This window comes from Paucibacter sp. KCTC 42545 (genome assembly GCF_001477625.1).
In the GTDB taxonomy this organism is placed as follows: domain Bacteria; phylum Pseudomonadota; class Gammaproteobacteria; order Burkholderiales; family Burkholderiaceae_C; genus Paucibacter_A.
In genome coordinates this window covers 910,672-929,179 of record NZ_CP013692.1, presented here as the reverse complement: position 1 = coordinate 929,179, position 18,508 = coordinate 910,672, and the positions used below count along the sequence as shown (strand labels likewise).

The window sequence follows — 18,508 nt, the reverse complement described above, 5'->3', positions numbered from 1 at the left end:
GGTATAACTTGTATTGACTACTCAATAATCCTTGAACACGTTCATTTCTGAACTGTCAAAGTTATAGGGTCAAGCCTCACGGGCAATTAGTACTGGTTAGCTTAACGCATTACTGCGCTTCCACACCCAGCCTATCAACGTCCTGGTCTCGAACGACCCTTCAGGGGGCTCTAGGCCCCGGCAAGACTCATCTTGAGACGAGTTTCCCGCTTAGATGCTTTCAGCGGTTATCTCTTCCGCACTTAGCTACTCGGCGATGCCACTGGCGTGACAACCGATACACCAGAGGTGCGTCCACTCCGGTCCTCTCGTACTAGGAGCAGGCTCTCTCAATCTTGCAGCGCCCACGGAAGATAGGGACCAAACTGTCTCACGACGTTTTAAACCCAGCTCACGTACCTCTTTAAATGGCGAACAGCCATACCCTTGGGACCGGCTACAGCCCCAGGATGAGATGAGCCGACATCGAGGTGCCAAACACCGCCGTCGATATGAACTCTTGGGCGGTATCAGCCTGTTATCCCCAGAGTACCTTTTATCCGTTGAGCGATGGCCCTTCCATACAGAACCACCGGATCACTTTGTCCTACTTTCGTACCTGCTCGACTTGTCAGTCTCGCAGTCAAGCACGCTTATGCCAATGCACTATCAACACGATTTCCGACCGTATTTAGCGTACCTTCGAACTCCTCCGTTACACTTTGGGAGGAGACCGCCCCAGTCAAACTGCCCACCATACACTGTCCCCAATCCCGATAAGGGACCAAGGTTAGAACCTCAAACACACCAGGGTGGTATTTCAACGTTGGCTCCATGAGAACTAGCGTCCTCACTTCAAAGCCTCCCACCTATCCTACACAGATCTGTTCAAAGTCCAATGTAAAGCTACAGTAAAGGTTCATGGGGTCTTTCCGTCTTTCCGCGGGGAGATTGCATCATCACAAACATTTCAACTTCGCTGAGTCTCTGGAGGAGACAGTGTGGCCATCATTACTCCATTCGTGCAGGTCGGAACTTACCCGACAAGGAATTTCGCTACCTTAGGACCGTTATAGTTACGGCCGCCGTTTACTGGGACTTCAGTCAAGAGCTTGCACCCCATCATTTAATCTTCCAGCACCGGGCAGGAGTCACACCCTATACGTCGACTTTCGTCTTTGCAGAGTGCTGTGTTTTTAATAAACAGTTGCAGCCACCGATTCTCTGCGACCCCATTCGGCTCCGAGAGTAAATCTCTTCACCTAATAGAGGCACACCTTCTTCCGAAGTTACGGTGTCAATTTGCCGAGTTCCTTCTCCAGAGTTCTCTCAAGCGCCTTAGAATACTCATCTCGCGCACCAGTGTCGGTTTGCGGTACGGTCAATCTGTAACTGAAGCTTAGTGGCTTTTCTTGGAAGCAGGGTATCACTCACTTCAAGTGCAAGCACTCTCGTTATCACGCCTCATCTTAGCCCCCCGGATTTGCCTAAGGGGCATGACTACACGCTTGAACCAACACTTCCAACCGTTGGCTGAGCTAACCTTCTCCGTCCCCACATCGCATTACAGATCGGTACAGGAATATTTACCTGTTTCCCATCAGCTACGCATCTCTGCCTCGCCTTAGGGGCCGACTCACCCTACGCCGATGAACGTTGCGTAGGAAACCTTGCGCTTTCGGCGAGGGGGCTTTTCACCCCCTTTAACGCTACTCATGTCAGCATTCGCACTTCTGATACCTCCAGCAGGCTTCACAACCCACCTTCACAGGCTTACAGAACGCTCTCCTACCACGTGCAATAAATTGCACATCCGCAGCTTCGGTAACTGGCTTAGCCCCGTTACATCTTCCGCGCAGGACGACTCGATCAGTGAGCTATTACGCTTTCTTTAAATGATGGCTGCTTCTAAGCCAACATCCTGACTGTTTTAGCCTTCCCACTTCGTTTCCCACTTAGCCAATTTTGGGGACCTTAGCTGGCGGTCTGGGTTGTTTCCCTCTTGAGTCCGGACGTTAGCACCCGGTGCTCTGTCTCCCAAGCTGTACTCATCGGTATTCGGAGTTTGCAATGGTTTGGTAAGTCGCCATGACCCCCTAGCCATAACAGTGCTCTACCCCCGATGGTAATACTTGAGGCACTACCTAAATAGTTTTCGGAGAGAACCAGCTATTTCCAAGTTTGTTTAGCCTTTCACCCCTATCCACAGCTCATCCGCTAATTTTGCAACATTAGTCGGTTCGGACCTCCAGCACCTGTTACGGTACCTTCATCCTGGCCATGGATAGATCACTTGGTTTCGGGTCTACACCCAGCGACTAATTCGCCCTATTCGGACTCGATTTCTCTACGGCTTCCCTATTCGGTTAACCTCGCCACTGAATGTAAGTCGCTGACCCATTATACAAAAGGTACGCAGTCACCTTGCGGCTCCTACTTTTTGTATGCATACGGTTTCAGGATCTATTTCACTCCCCTCCCGGGGTTCTTTTCGCCTTTCCCTCACGGTACTAGTTCACTATCGGTCGATTACGAGTATTTAGCCTTGGAGGATGGTCCCCCCATATTCAGACAGGATTACACGTGTCCCGCCCTACTTGTCTTACGCTTAGTTCCACACCGCAGCATTTCTCATACGGGGCTATCACCCGCTATGGCCGGACTTTCCATTCCGTTCTGATATACACGATGCTAAAACGTAAAGGCTATTCCAATTTCGCTCGCCACTACTTTCGGAATCTCGGTTGATGTCTTTTCCTCGAGCTACTGAGATGTTTCAGTTCACCCGGTTCGCCACAATGACCTATGTATTCAGTCAGAGTTACCGCTCGCGCGGTGGGTTTCCCCATTCAGAAATCTCCGGATCAAAGCTAATTTGCCAGCTCCCCGAAGCTTATCGCAGGCTATCACGTCTTTCGTCGCCTGTAATCGCCTAGGCATCCACCATATGCACTTAGTCACTTGACCCTATAACTTTGACAGCGCTGACGGCACTGTCGGTCAAGAACTCGTACAGACCCCATTCATGAGTCCATACGTTATTGAGTATTTACGCGTTACGCCGTTCTTCATATCTAAACAATTTCTTGCTCAGTTGAAGTCTTGTGTTTGACGCAATCAAAATGTTGCCGACGGCACGGTGTCTAGTCCCCTTTACGAAGAGACTAAACTTTCCGTCGACAACGCTGATTCGACTCTACAAATTGTTAAAGAACAATGCCAATAAAAACTGGCAAACCACAACATCTTCTATAGACGCTCTGGTTTGCCAACTTCGAGTAAATACATGGTGGAGGATGACGGGATCGAACCGACGACCCCCTGCTTGCAAAGCAGGTGCTCTCCCAGCTGAGCTAATCCCCCGGGAATTAAATTCCGTGGTGGGTCTGGCTGGATTCGAACCAGCGACCCCCGCCTTATCAAGACGGTGCTCTAACCAACTGAGCTACAGACCCACGCGTTCTTCTCGCGTGCTCCTGAGCTCAGACGCTTACCTTAGAGGCCAGCTCGGCAGGCTCACGCTTTTTGTATTTGCTCTTGCAGTTGTTACTACAGCCGATAAGTGTGGGCGCTTCAATCTGAGTGCATGTGGATCTCGCTCATGCTGAATTACAAGTAACTCAACCGTGGCTCGACCATTTCTAGAAAGGAGGTGATCCAGCCGCACCTTCCGATACGGCTACCTTGTTACGACTTCACCCCAGTCACGAACCCTGCCGTGGTAATCGCCCTCCTTGCGGTTAGGCTAACTACTTCTGGCAGAACCCGCTCCCATGGTGTGACGGGCGGTGTGTACAAGACCCGGGAACGTATTCACCGCGGCAAGCTGATCCGCGATTACTAGCGATTCCGACTTCACGCAGTCGAGTTGCAGACTACGATCCGGACTACGACCGGTTTTCTGGGATTAGCTCCCCCTCGCGGGTTGGCAGCCCTCTGTACCGGCCATTGTATGACGTGTGTAGCCCTACCCATAAGGGCCATGATGACCTGACGTCATCCCCACCTTCCTCCGGTTTGTCACCGGCAGTCTCATTAGAGTGCCCTTTCGTAGCAACTAATGACAAGGGTTGCGCTCGTTGCGGGACTTAACCCAACATCTCACGACACGAGCTGACGACGGCCATGCAGCACCTGTGTTCAGATTCTCTTTCGAGCACTCCCACATCTCTGCGGGATCTCTGACATGTCAAGGGTAGGTAAGGTTTTTCGCGTTGCATCGAATTAAACCACATCATCCACCGCTTGTGCGGGTCCCCGTCAATTCCTTTGAGTTTCAACCTTGCGGCCGTACTCCCCAGGCGGTCAACTTCACGCGTTAGCTTCGTTACTGAGAAGAAACCCTCCCAACAACCAGTTGACATCGTTTAGGGCGTGGACTACCAGGGTATCTAATCCTGTTTGCTCCCCACGCTTTCGTGCATGAGCGTCAGTACAGGTCCAGGGGATTGCCTTCGCCATCGGTGTTCCTCCGCATATCTACGCATTTCACTGCTACACGCGGAATTCCATCCCCCTCTACCGTACTCTAGCTATGCAGTCACAAAGGCAGTTCCCAGGTTGAGCCCGGGGATTTCACCTCTGTCTTGCATAACCGCCTGCGCACGCTTTACGCCCAGTAATTCCGATTAACGCTTGCACCCTACGTATTACCGCGGCTGCTGGCACGTAGTTAGCCGGTGCTTATTCTTCAGGTACCGTCATTAGGTCTCTGTATTAGAGAAACCCGTTTCTTCCCTGACAAAAGCGGTTTACAACCCGAAGGCCTTCTTCCCGCACGCGGCATGGCTGGATCAGACTTGCGTCCATTGTCCAAAATTCCCCACTGCTGCCTCCCGTAGGAGTCTGGGCCGTGTCTCAGTCCCAGTGTGGCTGGTCGTCCTCTCAGACCAGCTACAGATCGTCGCCTTGGTGGGCTTTTACCCCGCCAACTAGCTAATCTGATATCGGCCGCTCCAATTGCGCGAGGTCTTGCGATCCCCCGCTTTCACCCTCAGGTCTCATGCGGTATTAGCCACTCTTTCGAGTAGTTATCCCCCACAACTGGGCACGTTCCGATATATTACTCACCCGTTCGCCACTCGTCAGCTTAACCTGTTACCGTTCGACTTGCATGTGTAAGGCATGCCGCCAGCGTTCAATCTGAGCCAGGATCAAACTCTACAGTTCGATCTTGCTTTTTACTCAACGGAATCGACTAAAACCATTTGCATGATTCCAATCTTAATTTCCGTGAGCGTTTAAAGTCTAAGAGACTTGGCTGCAGTCACCTGCAACCAGCACTCATCTTCAAACGCCCACGCTTATCGGCTGTGAATTATTAAAGAGCTCAAGCAACTCCGGCCTCAGCCTTCGTTAACTTGTTTGCCACCGACTTGACGTCAGCAGCACAGAGATGGGATTGTGTCAGAAGTTTTCACTATCGTCAACACCTATTGCATCAAGATTTTCATCTCGCCGCCATCTTCTGCTTCGCATCACCAGACTCTCGCCTGGCGCATCCGCAAACACAAACCCTGCACGCAGCAGCTTGTGTCTACAGACTGAAGACAGAAACGCCCGGCCAAGTGACCGGGCGTTTTGCTTAATATTAGCCTGACGATGACCTACTTTCACACGGGAATCCGCACTATCATCGGCGCTGAGGCATTTCACTGTCCTGTTCGGGATGGGAAGGAGTGGGACCGCCTCGCTATGGTCATCAGGCTTAACTGGTTGATCTGCTGTTCAATCGCTCGAACAACCGATCCAATTTGTAGAGTCGTATTATGACACCGTTTGAGGGTTTGTCATATTACTCGAATCAGCTTTTTTGATTGCGCTAACACCGACTTCTTTGAAGAACGGTATAACTTGTATTGACTACTCAATAATCCTTGAACACGTTCATTTCTGAACTGTCAAAGTTATAGGGTCAAGCCTCACGGGCAATTAGTACTGGTTAGCTTAACGCATTACTGCGCTTCCACACCCAGCCTATCAACGTCCTGGTCTCGAACGACCCTTCAGGGGGCTCTAGGCCCCGGCAAGACTCATCTTGAGACGAGTTTCCCGCTTAGATGCTTTCAGCGGTTATCTCTTCCGCACTTAGCTACTCGGCGATGCCACTGGCGTGACAACCGATACACCAGAGGTGCGTCCACTCCGGTCCTCTCGTACTAGGAGCAGGCTCTCTCAATCTTGCAGCGCCCACGGAAGATAGGGACCAAACTGTCTCACGACGTTTTAAACCCAGCTCACGTACCTCTTTAAATGGCGAACAGCCATACCCTTGGGACCGGCTACAGCCCCAGGATGAGATGAGCCGACATCGAGGTGCCAAACACCGCCGTCGATATGAACTCTTGGGCGGTATCAGCCTGTTATCCCCAGAGTACCTTTTATCCGTTGAGCGATGGCCCTTCCATACAGAACCACCGGATCACTTTGTCCTACTTTCGTACCTGCTCGACTTGTCAGTCTCGCAGTCAAGCACGCTTATGCCAATGCACTATCAACACGATTTCCGACCGTATTTAGCGTACCTTCGAACTCCTCCGTTACACTTTGGGAGGAGACCGCCCCAGTCAAACTGCCCACCATACACTGTCCCCAATCCCGATAAGGGACCAAGGTTAGAACCTCAAACACACCAGGGTGGTATTTCAACGTTGGCTCCATGAGAACTAGCGTCCTCACTTCAAAGCCTCCCACCTATCCTACACAGATCTGTTCAAAGTCCAATGTAAAGCTACAGTAAAGGTTCATGGGGTCTTTCCGTCTTTCCGCGGGGAGATTGCATCATCACAAACATTTCAACTTCGCTGAGTCTCTGGAGGAGACAGTGTGGCCATCATTACTCCATTCGTGCAGGTCGGAACTTACCCGACAAGGAATTTCGCTACCTTAGGACCGTTATAGTTACGGCCGCCGTTTACTGGGACTTCAGTCAAGAGCTTGCACCCCATCATTTAATCTTCCAGCACCGGGCAGGAGTCACACCCTATACGTCGACTTTCGTCTTTGCAGAGTGCTGTGTTTTTAATAAACAGTTGCAGCCACCGATTCTCTGCGACCCCATTCGGCTCCGAGAGTAAATCTCTTCACCTAATAGAGGCACACCTTCTTCCGAAGTTACGGTGTCAATTTGCCGAGTTCCTTCTCCAGAGTTCTCTCAAGCGCCTTAGAATACTCATCTCGCGCACCAGTGTCGGTTTGCGGTACGGTCAATCTGTAACTGAAGCTTAGTGGCTTTTCTTGGAAGCAGGGTATCACTCACTTCAAGTGCAAGCACTCTCGTTATCACGCCTCATCTTAGCCCCCCGGATTTGCCTAAGGGGCATGACTACACGCTTGAACCAACACTTCCAACCGTTGGCTGAGCTAACCTTCTCCGTCCCCACATCGCATTACAGATCGGTACAGGAATATTTACCTGTTTCCCATCAGCTACGCATCTCTGCCTCGCCTTAGGGGCCGACTCACCCTACGCCGATGAACGTTGCGTAGGAAACCTTGCGCTTTCGGCGAGGGGGCTTTTCACCCCCTTTAACGCTACTCATGTCAGCATTCGCACTTCTGATACCTCCAGCAGGCTTCACAACCCACCTTCACAGGCTTACAGAACGCTCTCCTACCACGTGCAATAAATTGCACATCCGCAGCTTCGGTAACTGGCTTAGCCCCGTTACATCTTCCGCGCAGGACGACTCGATCAGTGAGCTATTACGCTTTCTTTAAATGATGGCTGCTTCTAAGCCAACATCCTGACTGTTTTAGCCTTCCCACTTCGTTTCCCACTTAGCCAATTTTGGGGACCTTAGCTGGCGGTCTGGGTTGTTTCCCTCTTGAGTCCGGACGTTAGCACCCGGTGCTCTGTCTCCCAAGCTGTACTCATCGGTATTCGGAGTTTGCAATGGTTTGGTAAGTCGCCATGACCCCCTAGCCATAACAGTGCTCTACCCCCGATGGTAATACTTGAGGCACTACCTAAATAGTTTTCGGAGAGAACCAGCTATTTCCAAGTTTGTTTAGCCTTTCACCCCTATCCACAGCTCATCCGCTAATTTTGCAACATTAGTCGGTTCGGACCTCCAGCACCTGTTACGGTACCTTCATCCTGGCCATGGATAGATCACTTGGTTTCGGGTCTACACCCAGCGACTAATTCGCCCTATTCGGACTCGATTTCTCTACGGCTTCCCTATTCGGTTAACCTCGCCACTGAATGTAAGTCGCTGACCCATTATACAAAAGGTACGCAGTCACCTTGCGGCTCCTACTTTTTGTATGCATACGGTTTCAGGATCTATTTCACTCCCCTCCCGGGGTTCTTTTCGCCTTTCCCTCACGGTACTAGTTCACTATCGGTCGATTACGAGTATTTAGCCTTGGAGGATGGTCCCCCCATATTCAGACAGGATTACACGTGTCCCGCCCTACTTGTCTTACGCTTAGTTCCACACCGCAGCATTTCTCATACGGGGCTATCACCCGCTATGGCCGGACTTTCCATTCCGTTCTGATATACACGATGCTAAAACGTAAAGGCTATTCCAATTTCGCTCGCCACTACTTTCGGAATCTCGGTTGATGTCTTTTCCTCGAGCTACTGAGATGTTTCAGTTCACCCGGTTCGCCACAATGACCTATGTATTCAGTCAGAGTTACCGCTCGCGCGGTGGGTTTCCCCATTCAGAAATCTCCGGATCAAAGCTAATTTGCCAGCTCCCCGAAGCTTATCGCAGGCTATCACGTCTTTCGTCGCCTGTAATCGCCTAGGCATCCACCATATGCACTTAGTCACTTGACCCTATAACTTTGACAGCGCTGACGGCACTGTCGGTCAAGAACTCGTACAGACCCCATTCATGAGTCCATACGTTATTGAGTATTTACGCGTTACGCCGTTCTTCATATCTAAACAATTTCTTGCTCAGTTGAAGTCTTGTGTTTGACGCAATCAAAATGTTGCCGACGGCACGGTGTCTAGTCCCCTTTACGAAGAGACTAAACTTTCCGTCGACAACGCTGATTCGACTCTACAAATTGTTAAAGAACAATGCCAATAAAAACTGGCAAACCACAACATCTTCTATAGACGCTCTGGTTTGCCAACTTCGAGTAAATACATGGTGGAGGATGACGGGATCGAACCGACGACCCCCTGCTTGCAAAGCAGGTGCTCTCCCAGCTGAGCTAATCCCCCGGGAATTAAATTCCGTGGTGGGTCTGGCTGGATTCGAACCAGCGACCCCCGCCTTATCAAGACGGTGCTCTAACCAACTGAGCTACAGACCCACGCGTTCTTCTCGCGTGCTCCTGAGCTCAGACGCTTACCTTAGAGGCCAGCTCGGCAGGCTCACGCTTTTTGTATTTACTCTTGCAGTTGTTACTACAGCCGATAAGTGTGGGCGCTTCAATCTGAGTGCATGTGGATCTCGCTCATGCTGAATTACAAGTAACTCAACCGTGGCTCGACCATTTCTAGAAAGGAGGTGATCCAGCCGCACCTTCCGATACGGCTACCTTGTTACGACTTCACCCCAGTCACGAACCCTGCCGTGGTAATCGCCCTCCTTGCGGTTAGGCTAACTACTTCTGGCAGAACCCGCTCCCATGGTGTGACGGGCGGTGTGTACAAGACCCGGGAACGTATTCACCGCGGCAAGCTGATCCGCGATTACTAGCGATTCCGACTTCACGCAGTCGAGTTGCAGACTACGATCCGGACTACGACCGGTTTTCTGGGATTAGCTCCCCCTCGCGGGTTGGCAGCCCTCTGTACCGGCCATTGTATGACGTGTGTAGCCCTACCCATAAGGGCCATGATGACCTGACGTCATCCCCACCTTCCTCCGGTTTGTCACCGGCAGTCTCATTAGAGTGCCCTTTCGTAGCAACTAATGACAAGGGTTGCGCTCGTTGCGGGACTTAACCCAACATCTCACGACACGAGCTGACGACGGCCATGCAGCACCTGTGTTCAGATTCTCTTTCGAGCACTCCCACATCTCTGCGGGATCTCTGACATGTCAAGGGTAGGTAAGGTTTTTCGCGTTGCATCGAATTAAACCACATCATCCACCGCTTGTGCGGGTCCCCGTCAATTCCTTTGAGTTTCAACCTTGCGGCCGTACTCCCCAGGCGGTCAACTTCACGCGTTAGCTTCGTTACTGAGAAGAAACCCTCCCAACAACCAGTTGACATCGTTTAGGGCGTGGACTACCAGGGTATCTAATCCTGTTTGCTCCCCACGCTTTCGTGCATGAGCGTCAGTACAGGTCCAGGGGATTGCCTTCGCCATCGGTGTTCCTCCGCATATCTACGCATTTCACTGCTACACGCGGAATTCCATCCCCCTCTACCGTACTCTAGCTATGCAGTCACAAAGGCAGTTCCCAGGTTGAGCCCGGGGATTTCACCTCTGTCTTGCATAACCGCCTGCGCACGCTTTACGCCCAGTAATTCCGATTAACGCTTGCACCCTACGTATTACCGCGGCTGCTGGCACGTAGTTAGCCGGTGCTTATTCTTCAGGTACCGTCATTAGGTCTCTGTATTAGAGAAACCCGTTTCTTCCCTGACAAAAGCGGTTTACAACCCGAAGGCCTTCTTCCCGCACGCGGCATGGCTGGATCAGACTTGCGTCCATTGTCCAAAATTCCCCACTGCTGCCTCCCGTAGGAGTCTGGGCCGTGTCTCAGTCCCAGTGTGGCTGGTCGTCCTCTCAGACCAGCTACAGATCGTCGCCTTGGTGGGCTTTTACCCCGCCAACTAGCTAATCTGATATCGGCCGCTCCAATTGCGCGAGGTCTTGCGATCCCCCGCTTTCACCCTCAGGTCTCATGCGGTATTAGCCACTCTTTCGAGTAGTTATCCCCCACAACTGGGCACGTTCCGATATATTACTCACCCGTTCGCCACTCGTCAGCTTAACCTGTTACCGTTCGACTTGCATGTGTAAGGCATGCCGCCAGCGTTCAATCTGAGCCAGGATCAAACTCTACAGTTCGATCTTGCTTTTTACTCAACGGAATCGACTAAAACCATTTGCATGATTCCAATCTTAATTTCCGTGAGCGTTTAAAGTCTAAGAGACTTGGCTGCAGTCACCTGCAACCAGCACTCATCTTCAAACGCCCACGCTTATCGGCTGTGAATTATTAAAGAGCTCAAGCAACTCCGGCCTCAGCCTTCGTTAACTTGTTTGCCACCGACTTGACGTCAGCAGCACAGAAGCGAGATTATGACCTATTTTCTTCAAGCCGGTCAAGCGCTTTAAAAACTTCTTTCGATATGTTTTTCAACGCCCTCACTTCACGCTACAAAACTGAATTCTCATTCAGCACTGTCTCGTTGCCGAAACAAACTTCTCTGTAGCGAAGCCCTCTACTGTAGCACAGGAATTTTGAGGGCCGCCAAACTTTCGGCAGATTATTGTGATGCCTGAGCAAGGCAGGGGCGCCAGCCCTGCACTCAAAAGGGAGGCGGCGCAGACAGCACAGCGACTCAATCCTCCTGAAACGCTTCCTCGCGTTTGCTCTTGATGGTCGGGAGCATGACCACCACGACCATCAACAGCGCCGCAATCAGCAGACCTGCCGACAAGGGGCGGGACATGAAGGTGCTCCAGTCACCCCGCGAAAGCAGCAACGCCCGGCGCAGGTTCTCTTCCATCATCGGGCCCAGAATGAACCCAAGCAGCAGGGGCGCCGGTTCACAACTGAGCTTGTAGAACACATAGCCGACCAGAGCGAACAGCGCAGTCATATAGACATCGAAGCTGTTGTTGCTGAGGGTGTAAGTACCGATGCAGCAAAAGACCACGATGGCTGGGAACAAAAAGCGATACGGCACCGTCAGCAGCTTGATCCAAATGCCAATCAACGGCAGGTTCAAGACAACCAGCATCAAGTTGCCAATCCACATCGACACAATCAGCCCCCAAAACAACTCCGGGTTGCTGGTCATGACCTGCGGGCCGGGCTGAATGCCCTTGATGGTCATGGCGCCGACCATCAAGGCCATGACCGCATTCGGCGGAATACCCAGGGTCAGCATGGGAATAAAGCTGGTCTGTGCGCCGGCGTTATTGGCAGACTCCGGACCGGCCACACCTTGGATCGCACCTTTGCCAAATGGGATGCGCGGGCGTTTGACGATCTTCTTTTCCAGTGTGTAGGCCGCGAACGAAGCCAGCAAAGCCCCGCCTCCAGGCAAGACGCCAAGCACCGAACCAAGCGCCGTGCCTCTAAGCACCGAGGGCCAGGCCTCCTGAAAGTCTTGTCGCGTCGGCCAGAGCCCCTTCACATCATTGGTAAAGACTTCCCTATCCTCTTCCGGCTGGCCCAGGTTGGCGATGATCTCGCCAAAGCCGAACACGCCCATCGCGATCACCACGAAGCCAATGCCATCGGTGAGTTCAGGAATGTCGAAGGAAAAGCGCGGCGTGCCGGAGATCACATCGGTATTGATCTGCCCCAGCAGCAAGCCCAGCAGAATCATCGCGATGGCTTTGATCAGCGAGCCTGAGGCCAGCACCACGGCGCCCACCAAGCCAAGAACCATCAGCGAGAAGTACTCCGCCGGGCCAAAGCTCGAAGCCATGACGATCAAGGGCTGCGAAAAGGCGGCGATGAACAAGGTGCCCACACAACCCGCGAAGAATGAGCCCAGCGCAGCCGCCGACAAAGCCGCCCCTGCCCGCCCCTGCCGCGCCATTTGATAGCCATCGATGGCGGTGACCACCGAACTGGATTCGCCCGGCACATTGATGAGAATGGCCGTGGTGGACCCACCGTACTGCGCGCCGTAATAAATGCCGGCCAGCATGATCAAGGCCGGGGTGGCATCCAGCGCGTAGATAGAAGGCAGCAGCATGGCGATGGTGGCGACGGGCCCAAGGCCCGGCAACACGCCAATCAAAGTCCCCAGCACCGCGCCGCCAAAGGCATAGAGCAGGTTTTGCCAGGTCATCGCGACATGCAAGCCCAGCGCCAAGTTATCAAATAATTCCATGCCTAGGCCCTCAGCCGCCGAACATCACAGGCCAGACTGGAAGCTGCAGCTTCAAGCCCCAAACGAAGAGCACCCAACTCATGGCCGTCAGAATCAGGCTGTTGAGCAAAGCATCTCTCCAGCGGAACTGATTCCCAGCCAAGGCCGACATGGTGACCAAAATCGGCAGGGTCAGCACCAGCCCCAAGCGCGGCAAGGCCAAGCCGAACACGATGATGGCGGCCACGATGATGAGCAGCGGCTTCCAGGCGATCTTGCCGATCGGGTCGCCCCCGTCGGACTCGATGCTCAGCGCCTTGAACAAGACCATGCCGCCCATCAAGGCCAGCAACACACCCAAGAAGAATGGAAAGTAGGCCGGCCCAGGCTGGGCGGAAGAGCCAAACTTGTAGCTCATACTGCCCCAGGCAAAGGCAACGCCGACCAGCACAAAGATCAGCCCCGACCAAAAATCCCGCTGACTCTTGATTTTCATTTTTTAGCTTCCATTCCTCGAACATGCGGCGCCGATGAAGTGGCTAACATCCCGGGAGGCAAAACCTGACCCCGAGACGCTCGGCCAAGCATCAACTTTGCCACTGTGGCGTGCTGCGCAAGATCTCTTCCAGCGTTGTAGCTCCCTCAGCCACCTTCATGGCCCCTGCCAGGCGCAAGGGCCGCAGCCCCTCCTGCATGGCTTGACGGCGCAGCGCTGAAATATCTGCGACGGGATGCAGGTGCGCCTTGACCGACTCGCCAATGGTCAACAACTCGTACAGCCCTGCCCGGCCCCGGTAGCCGGTATGGCGGCATTCCAGGCAACCCACCGGCTTGTAAGGCTTCACGCCGCCATTCATGCGCCAGTGTTTGAGCATCTCGTTCAAAGTGTCGCGCGTCACGGCCGGGTCGGGCACCTTGCAATGCGGGCACAGGGTGCGCACCAAGCGCTGGGCCAGCACGCCAATCACGGTAGCGCTGATCAAGTACGAAGGCACACCCAGATCGGTCAGGCGGGTGATGGCCGATGCGGCATCGTTGGTGTGCAGGGTCGAGAACACCAGGTGCCCAGTCAAGGCGGCCTGAATCGCCATCTCGGCAGTGGCCAAGTCGCGGATTTCGCCCACCATGATGATGTCGGGGTCCTGGCGCATCAGCGCTCGCAGGCCTTCGGCAAAACCCAGATCCAGCGCGCTTTGCACCTGGGTCTGGTTGAAGGCCGGCTCGATCATTTCGATCGGGTCTTCGATGGTGCAGACATTGACCTCTTCGGTGGCCAGGCGCTTGAGCGTGGAATAAAGCGTGGTGGTCTTGCCGCTGCCCGTGGGGCCGGTCACCAAAATGATGCCATGCGGCTGCGTCACCAGCTTTTCCCAGCGCTCGTTATCGTGGCTAGAAAAACCCAGCTTCGCCAGATCCTTGACCGCGGTGTCGGGGTCAAAAATCCGCATCACCATCTTTTCACCGAAGGCGGTGGGCAGCGTGGACAGGCGCATTTCCACCTCATCCCCGGCCGGGTTGCGGGTCTTGATGCGACCATCCAGGGGCCGGCGGCGCTCCACCACATCCATGCGACCCAGCAGCTTGATGCGCGAGGTCATGGCACTCATCACCGTGGGCGGCAATTGATAGACGGTATGCAGCACGCCATCGATGCGGAAGCGAATCACGCCCATATCGCGGCGCGGCTCCAAGTGGATGTCGCTGGCGCGCTGATCAAAAGCGTACTGCCACAGCCAATCCACCACCTGGACCACGCCTTGGTCATTGGCGTCTAACTGTTTATTGCTACGACCCAGCTCCACCAATTGCTCAAAGCTGGCGGCCTGGCTGGACTCGCCCGCCTTGGCTGCCGCCCGCACGGACCGCGCGAGCGTAAAAAACTCGGTCGTGTAGCGCGCAATCTCCAGCGGGTTGGCCACCACCCGCTTGATGGGCTTGCGCATATGCGATTCGATCTGCGCAACCCAAGAGGTATCAAAGGGCTCAGACGTCGCAATCGTCACATCGAGCAAGCCGACCTGCACCGGCAAGCAGCGCTTGGCCTCGGCATAGCCCACCGACATCACATCGCTGACGCGGCCGACCTCCACCTTCAGCGGATCGATGCGCAGATAAGGCAGCTTGGCGCGTCCGGCCACCCATTCGGTCAGTGCATCCACATCCAAGGCCTTGCCGTTGCTGAGCCGGGTCAGGCCGGCATGCCCCAGGCGCACCAAGGGATGCAAAGAGCTGTCGCCGGCCGCAAAGCGCGATTGGGTGCGCAACACCTGGGCCTCGTCGATCAAGCCGTCTTCCAGCAGCCAATGCAACATCGCCCGCCAGTCCAGCCGGCCTTCGAGCGGGCTGGCTTTGGGTGCGGAGGTGGCTTTCACGCTCATGTTGTGGACTCGGCTTGCAGCTGTTGGATGATGTTTAAAGGCAAAGGCCGCACCAGGCGCAACCACTTCCGCGCCGGCAGGCTGAACTGCGACTCGATATTAGCCGCTCTGCGTTCCAGTTCTTCGCGATCCGGCACCGCCACACCTCGGGCCGCCACCACAATGGTGTTGCCCTCCTTGGTCGGCGCCAAACTCCACACCTGATCGGAGCCGAACACCTTGGCGATGCGCAAGGCGCTGCGGGTGAAGCTGGCATCACGGCCGAATAGATTGACCGTCATCAGCCCGCCCTCGCTCAGCAAGTCGCGGCAGTGGGCGTAGAAGGCCTCATCGTCCAGCACCGGCGAAGCGGCGTCGTGATCGTAGAGGTCGATATTGAGCACATCGGCCGTGCCGGCCTGCTGGGGCTCGGCCACCCAGCTGGCGGCGTCGGCATTGACGACCGTGAGCTTGGCATCGTCCTCGGGCAAATGAAACCAGGCCCGGCAGGCGCTGATCACGGTCGGGTTGATTTCCACCGCCGTGGTGCGCATACGCAGCATCTTGTGGCAAAAACGCGTGATGGCCGCAGCCCCCAGGCCCAGTTGCACGGCATGACCCTCGCGCAACTGCGCCGACTCGCGCCACAGCATCCACACCATCATGCGCTGGATGTACTCCAGCTCCAGCTGCTGCGGCTTGCGAATCCGCATGGCGCCCTGCACCCAGATGCTGTCCAGATGCAAAAAGCGCACGCCATCAAATTCCGACAGGGTGGCGGGCGCCCACACGGGTTTGGCGCCGCTCTTGTTTTTCTTATTGCTGATCATGTCACTCCAAAAGGCCATGGCGCTCAAACACCTCTCGCCAGGCCGCCAATTTGCGTTCCATCGTCCAGCTGGCGTGCGCCGGGCTGGTGGACGGCAGTTGATAGACGGGCAGGCCCAGGCTTGCGGTGATGCGTTTATGCCGGGCCGATTCCCCGCCATTGTGGGCGATTGCCTGCAGCCGCGGCATCTTTGCCGCCAGTCCCAGCAAATCATTGGGCTGGGCGGCCTGTATCGCCGCGTCCAGGCTGCCCTGTCGCTCGCAAGAAGCGTAGACATCCCAGATCGCCAAGCCGCGCTGGCGCGCAACCTCCAGGCGCTGCGCATAGGGCTGCGCCTGCAAGTCCTGCTGCCACAAGGCCGACAAAATGGGCCAGAACTGATTGCGCGGATGACCGTAATAAGTCTGCGCGGCCAGCGAGGCCACGCTTGGGAAGCTACCCAAGACCAGCAACTTCGCGCGCTCGGACCAGACCGGGGCCAAACCCTGCAGACGGACGGCATCAGGCCATGGGCCTGATCCGGCGTGGGAAAGCTCCGCCCCAGCACCAGCAGCATCAGCGGCACCAGGATTAGTCATCGAACGCTTGCTCGTCATCGTCTCAAGCGATGGTTGCCGCCAGCTTGGGCAGGGCCGCGCAGGCATTGGCACTGGTGATGGCTGCGGTTTGTGCCAGCGTCCAGCCGCGCAAATCGGCCAGGCTGGCGGCAATGCGAGGCAGCTCGGCGGGCTCATTGCGCCCGGTCACAGCGCCCTGCTCCCGCTCGGCAGCGGTCTTGTAAAGCCAATGCGGGGGAATATCGGGCGCGTCGGTTTCCAGCACCAGGGCCGACTCGGGCAGGCTTTGGGCCAGGCGACGAATCTGCTGGGCGCGCTCGAAGCTCAGCGTGCCGCCAAAGCCCAGCTTGAAACCCAGATCCACAAAATGCTGAGCCTGCTGGGCGCTGCCGTTGAAGGCGTGGGCAATGCCGCCCGGCACCGGCTGCCGCCGCAAACCCGCGAGCAGCTGATCCGCACTGCGCCGCACATGCAGCAGCACCGGCAAGCGGTGGCGACCAGCGAGCTTGAGCTGCTCGGTGTAGAAAAAGCGCTGCCGCGCGGCATCCAGGCCGGGCACAAAGAAGTCCAGGCCGATCTCGCCCACCGCGACCAGGCGCGGGTCATCGCCGTAGCGAACTAGCAACTCGTCCAGCAGGGTCAGGTCTTGCTCGCGGGCCTGCGGCGTGTAGAGCGGGTGGATGCCCAGCGCATAGCTCAGGCCATGGGCATGGGCCAACTCCCGCACCGTGTCGAAATTGAAGGCCGCCACGGCAGGCAGCACCAGTTGCCCCAGGCCGGCGGCGCGCGCCCGCTGCAGCACCGCGCTGCGGTCGGCATCAAACTCCGGCGCGTCGAGGTGACAGTGGCTGTCTATCCACATGCCGGCGGCTGGCTGCATACCTCAGCGCTCAGTGGCCAGCGATCAACGCTTAGCGAAAGACCACCGTGCGGTTGCCATTCATCAGCACCCGGTGTTCGGCATGCCATTGAATCGCCCGCGCCAGGGTCACGCATTCCACATCGCGGCCAATCGCCACCAGTTGCTCGGGCGCCAGGCTGTGGTCAATGCGGGCCACTTCCTGCTCGATGATGGGGCCTTCGTCCAGATGCGAGGTGACGTAATGCGCCGTGGCGCCAATCAGCTTGACGCCGCGCTCATGCGCTTGGTGATAGGGCTTGGCGCCCTTGAAGCTGGGCAGGAAGCTGTGGTGGATATTGATGGCCCGGCCGGATAAATCGCGGCAGAACTCGGGCGAGAGAATTTGCATATAGCGCGCCAGCACCACCAGATCGATGTCGTTGTCAGCCATCACCTCGCGGATCTTGGCCTCCTGCGCCTGCTTTTGTTCCTCCGTCGCGCCCAGCAAGGGGAAGTGATGGAAAGGAATATTGTGCGAGGCGGCCAGTTGATAGAACTCGCGGTGGTTGGAGACGATGGCCGGAATCTCGATCGGCAAATGCCCGGTTTGCACCCGGAACAGCAAATCGTTCAGGCAATGGCCCAGCTTAGACACCAGCAACAGCACCCGCGTCTTGACCTGCGTGTCCACCAACTCCCAGTCCATTTGCAGGCCGGCAGCCAGGGGCGCGAAGGCTTCGCGCAAGCGCTCTTGCTCGGCACCGGCGGCGCATTCAAACTCGATGCGCATGAAAAAGCGCTGGTGATCGGCGTCGCCATGCTGGGCCGAGGTCAGGATATTGCCGCCATGCTGCAGCAAAAATCCGCTGACGGTGTGGACGATGCCGGCCTTGTCGGGGCAGCTCAGTTTGAGGATGAAACGCTTGGCGCTGCGAGGACTGTTGCTCATCGATGACTTCTCTAATTC

The 18,508-nt window shown here is 55.4% G+C and carries 7 protein-coding genes, 4 tRNA genes and 5 rRNA genes; all 16 read right to left on the bottom strand.

Going from position 1 to position 18,508, the window contains the following annotated elements; translation table 11 throughout:
* Positions 1 to 65: 65 nt before the first annotated feature.
* Positions 66 to 2,946, bottom strand: a 23S ribosomal RNA gene (locus tag AT984_RS04060).
* Between the two features lie 320 nt (positions 2,947 to 3,266).
* Positions 3,267 to 3,342: transfer RNA gene (locus AT984_RS04055), tRNA-Ala, on the bottom strand.
* Between the two features lie 15 nt (positions 3,343 to 3,357).
* A tRNA-Ile gene (locus AT984_RS04050) sits at positions 3,358 to 3,434 on the bottom strand.
* 190 nt (positions 3,435 to 3,624) lie between these two features.
* Positions 3,625 to 5,148 (bottom strand): 16S ribosomal RNA (locus AT984_RS04045).
* Positions 5,149 to 5,572: 424 nt separating this feature from the next.
* Positions 5,573 to 5,685: ribosomal RNA gene (rrf, locus tag AT984_RS04040) — 5S ribosomal RNA — on the bottom strand.
* Positions 5,686 to 5,889: 204 nt separating this feature from the next.
* A 23S ribosomal RNA gene (locus AT984_RS04035) occupies positions 5,890 to 8,770 on the bottom strand.
* A gap of 320 nt (positions 8,771 to 9,090) precedes the next feature.
* Positions 9,091 to 9,166, bottom strand: a tRNA-Ala gene (locus tag AT984_RS04030).
* 15 nt (positions 9,167 to 9,181) lie between these two features.
* Positions 9,182 to 9,258, bottom strand: a tRNA-Ile gene (locus AT984_RS04025).
* A 190-nt stretch (positions 9,259 to 9,448) separates the two neighbouring features.
* A 16S ribosomal RNA gene (locus AT984_RS04020) occupies positions 9,449 to 10,972 on the bottom strand.
* The 16S, 23S and 5S rRNA genes sit together here with 4 tRNA genes alongside, the layout of an rRNA operon.
* A 497-nt stretch (positions 10,973 to 11,469) precedes the next feature.
* Complete coding sequence (locus tag AT984_RS04015) at positions 11,470 to 12,978, bottom strand: tripartite tricarboxylate transporter permease (protein ID WP_058719010.1); 1,509 nt, start codon at positions 12,976 to 12,978, stop codon at positions 11,470 to 11,472.
* Between the two features lie 10 nt (positions 12,979 to 12,988).
* Positions 12,989 to 13,453, bottom strand: a complete 465-nt coding sequence (locus AT984_RS04010; protein ID WP_058719009.1) for a tripartite tricarboxylate transporter TctB family protein — start codon at positions 13,451 to 13,453, stop codon at positions 12,989 to 12,991.
* A 91-nt stretch (positions 13,454 to 13,544) separates the two neighbouring features.
* Positions 13,545 to 15,335 carry a GspE/PulE family protein gene (locus AT984_RS04005; RefSeq protein ID WP_058719008.1) on the bottom strand — a complete coding sequence of 597 codons (1,791 nt, stop codon included), beginning with the start codon at positions 15,333 to 15,335 and terminating at the stop codon, positions 13,545 to 13,547.
* The gene (locus AT984_RS04000; protein ID WP_058719007.1) at positions 15,332 to 16,144 is read right to left on the bottom strand and encodes a spermidine synthase; all 813 of its coding nucleotides are present in this window, start codon (positions 16,142 to 16,144) and stop codon (positions 15,332 to 15,334) included. The genes AT984_RS04005 and AT984_RS04000 overlap by 4 nt, the downstream gene beginning before the upstream one ends.
* Position 16,145: 1 nt before the next feature.
* Positions 16,146 to 16,634: a DNA-deoxyinosine glycosylase gene (locus tag AT984_RS03995; protein ID WP_058722077.1), complete on the bottom strand. Its 489-nt coding sequence runs from the start codon at positions 16,632 to 16,634 to the stop codon at positions 16,146 to 16,148.
* Positions 16,635 to 16,743: 109 nt separating this feature from the next.
* Entirely contained in the window at positions 16,744 to 17,580 is an 837-nt protein-coding gene (locus AT984_RS03990; RefSeq protein ID WP_231741512.1) for a TatD family hydrolase, read from the bottom strand.
* A 31-nt stretch (positions 17,581 to 17,611) separates the two neighbouring features.
* Positions 17,612 to 18,490 (bottom strand): formyltetrahydrofolate deformylase, encoded by an 879-nt coding sequence (gene purU, locus AT984_RS03985; protein WP_058719006.1) that lies wholly within the window; start codon positions 18,488 to 18,490, stop codon positions 17,612 to 17,614.
* Positions 18,491 to 18,508: the final 18 nt, after the last annotated feature.

Excerpts from the sequence above, each read along its gene's own strand:
- AT984_RS04015 (WP_058719010.1), bottom strand. The coding sequence starts at position 12,978 with ATGGAATTATTTGATAACTTGGCGCTGGGCTTGCATGTCGCGATGACC.
- AT984_RS04010 (WP_058719009.1), bottom strand. The coding sequence starts at position 13,453 with ATGAAAATCAAGAGTCAGCGGGATTTTTGGTCGGGGCTGATCTTTGTG.
- AT984_RS04005 (WP_058719008.1), bottom strand. The coding sequence starts at position 15,335 with ATGAGCGTGAAAGCCACCTCCGCACCCAAAGCCAGCCCGCTCGAAGGC.
- AT984_RS04000 (WP_058719007.1), bottom strand. The coding sequence starts at position 16,144 with ATGATCAGCAATAAGAAAAACAAGAGCGGCGCCAAACCCGTGTGGGCG.
- AT984_RS03990 (WP_231741512.1), bottom strand. The coding sequence starts at position 17,580 with ATGCAGCCAGCCGCCGGCATGTGGATAGACAGCCACTGTCACCTCGAC.
- purU (WP_058719006.1), bottom strand. The coding sequence starts at position 18,490 with ATGAGCAACAGTCCTCGCAGCGCCAAGCGTTTCATCCTCAAACTGAGC.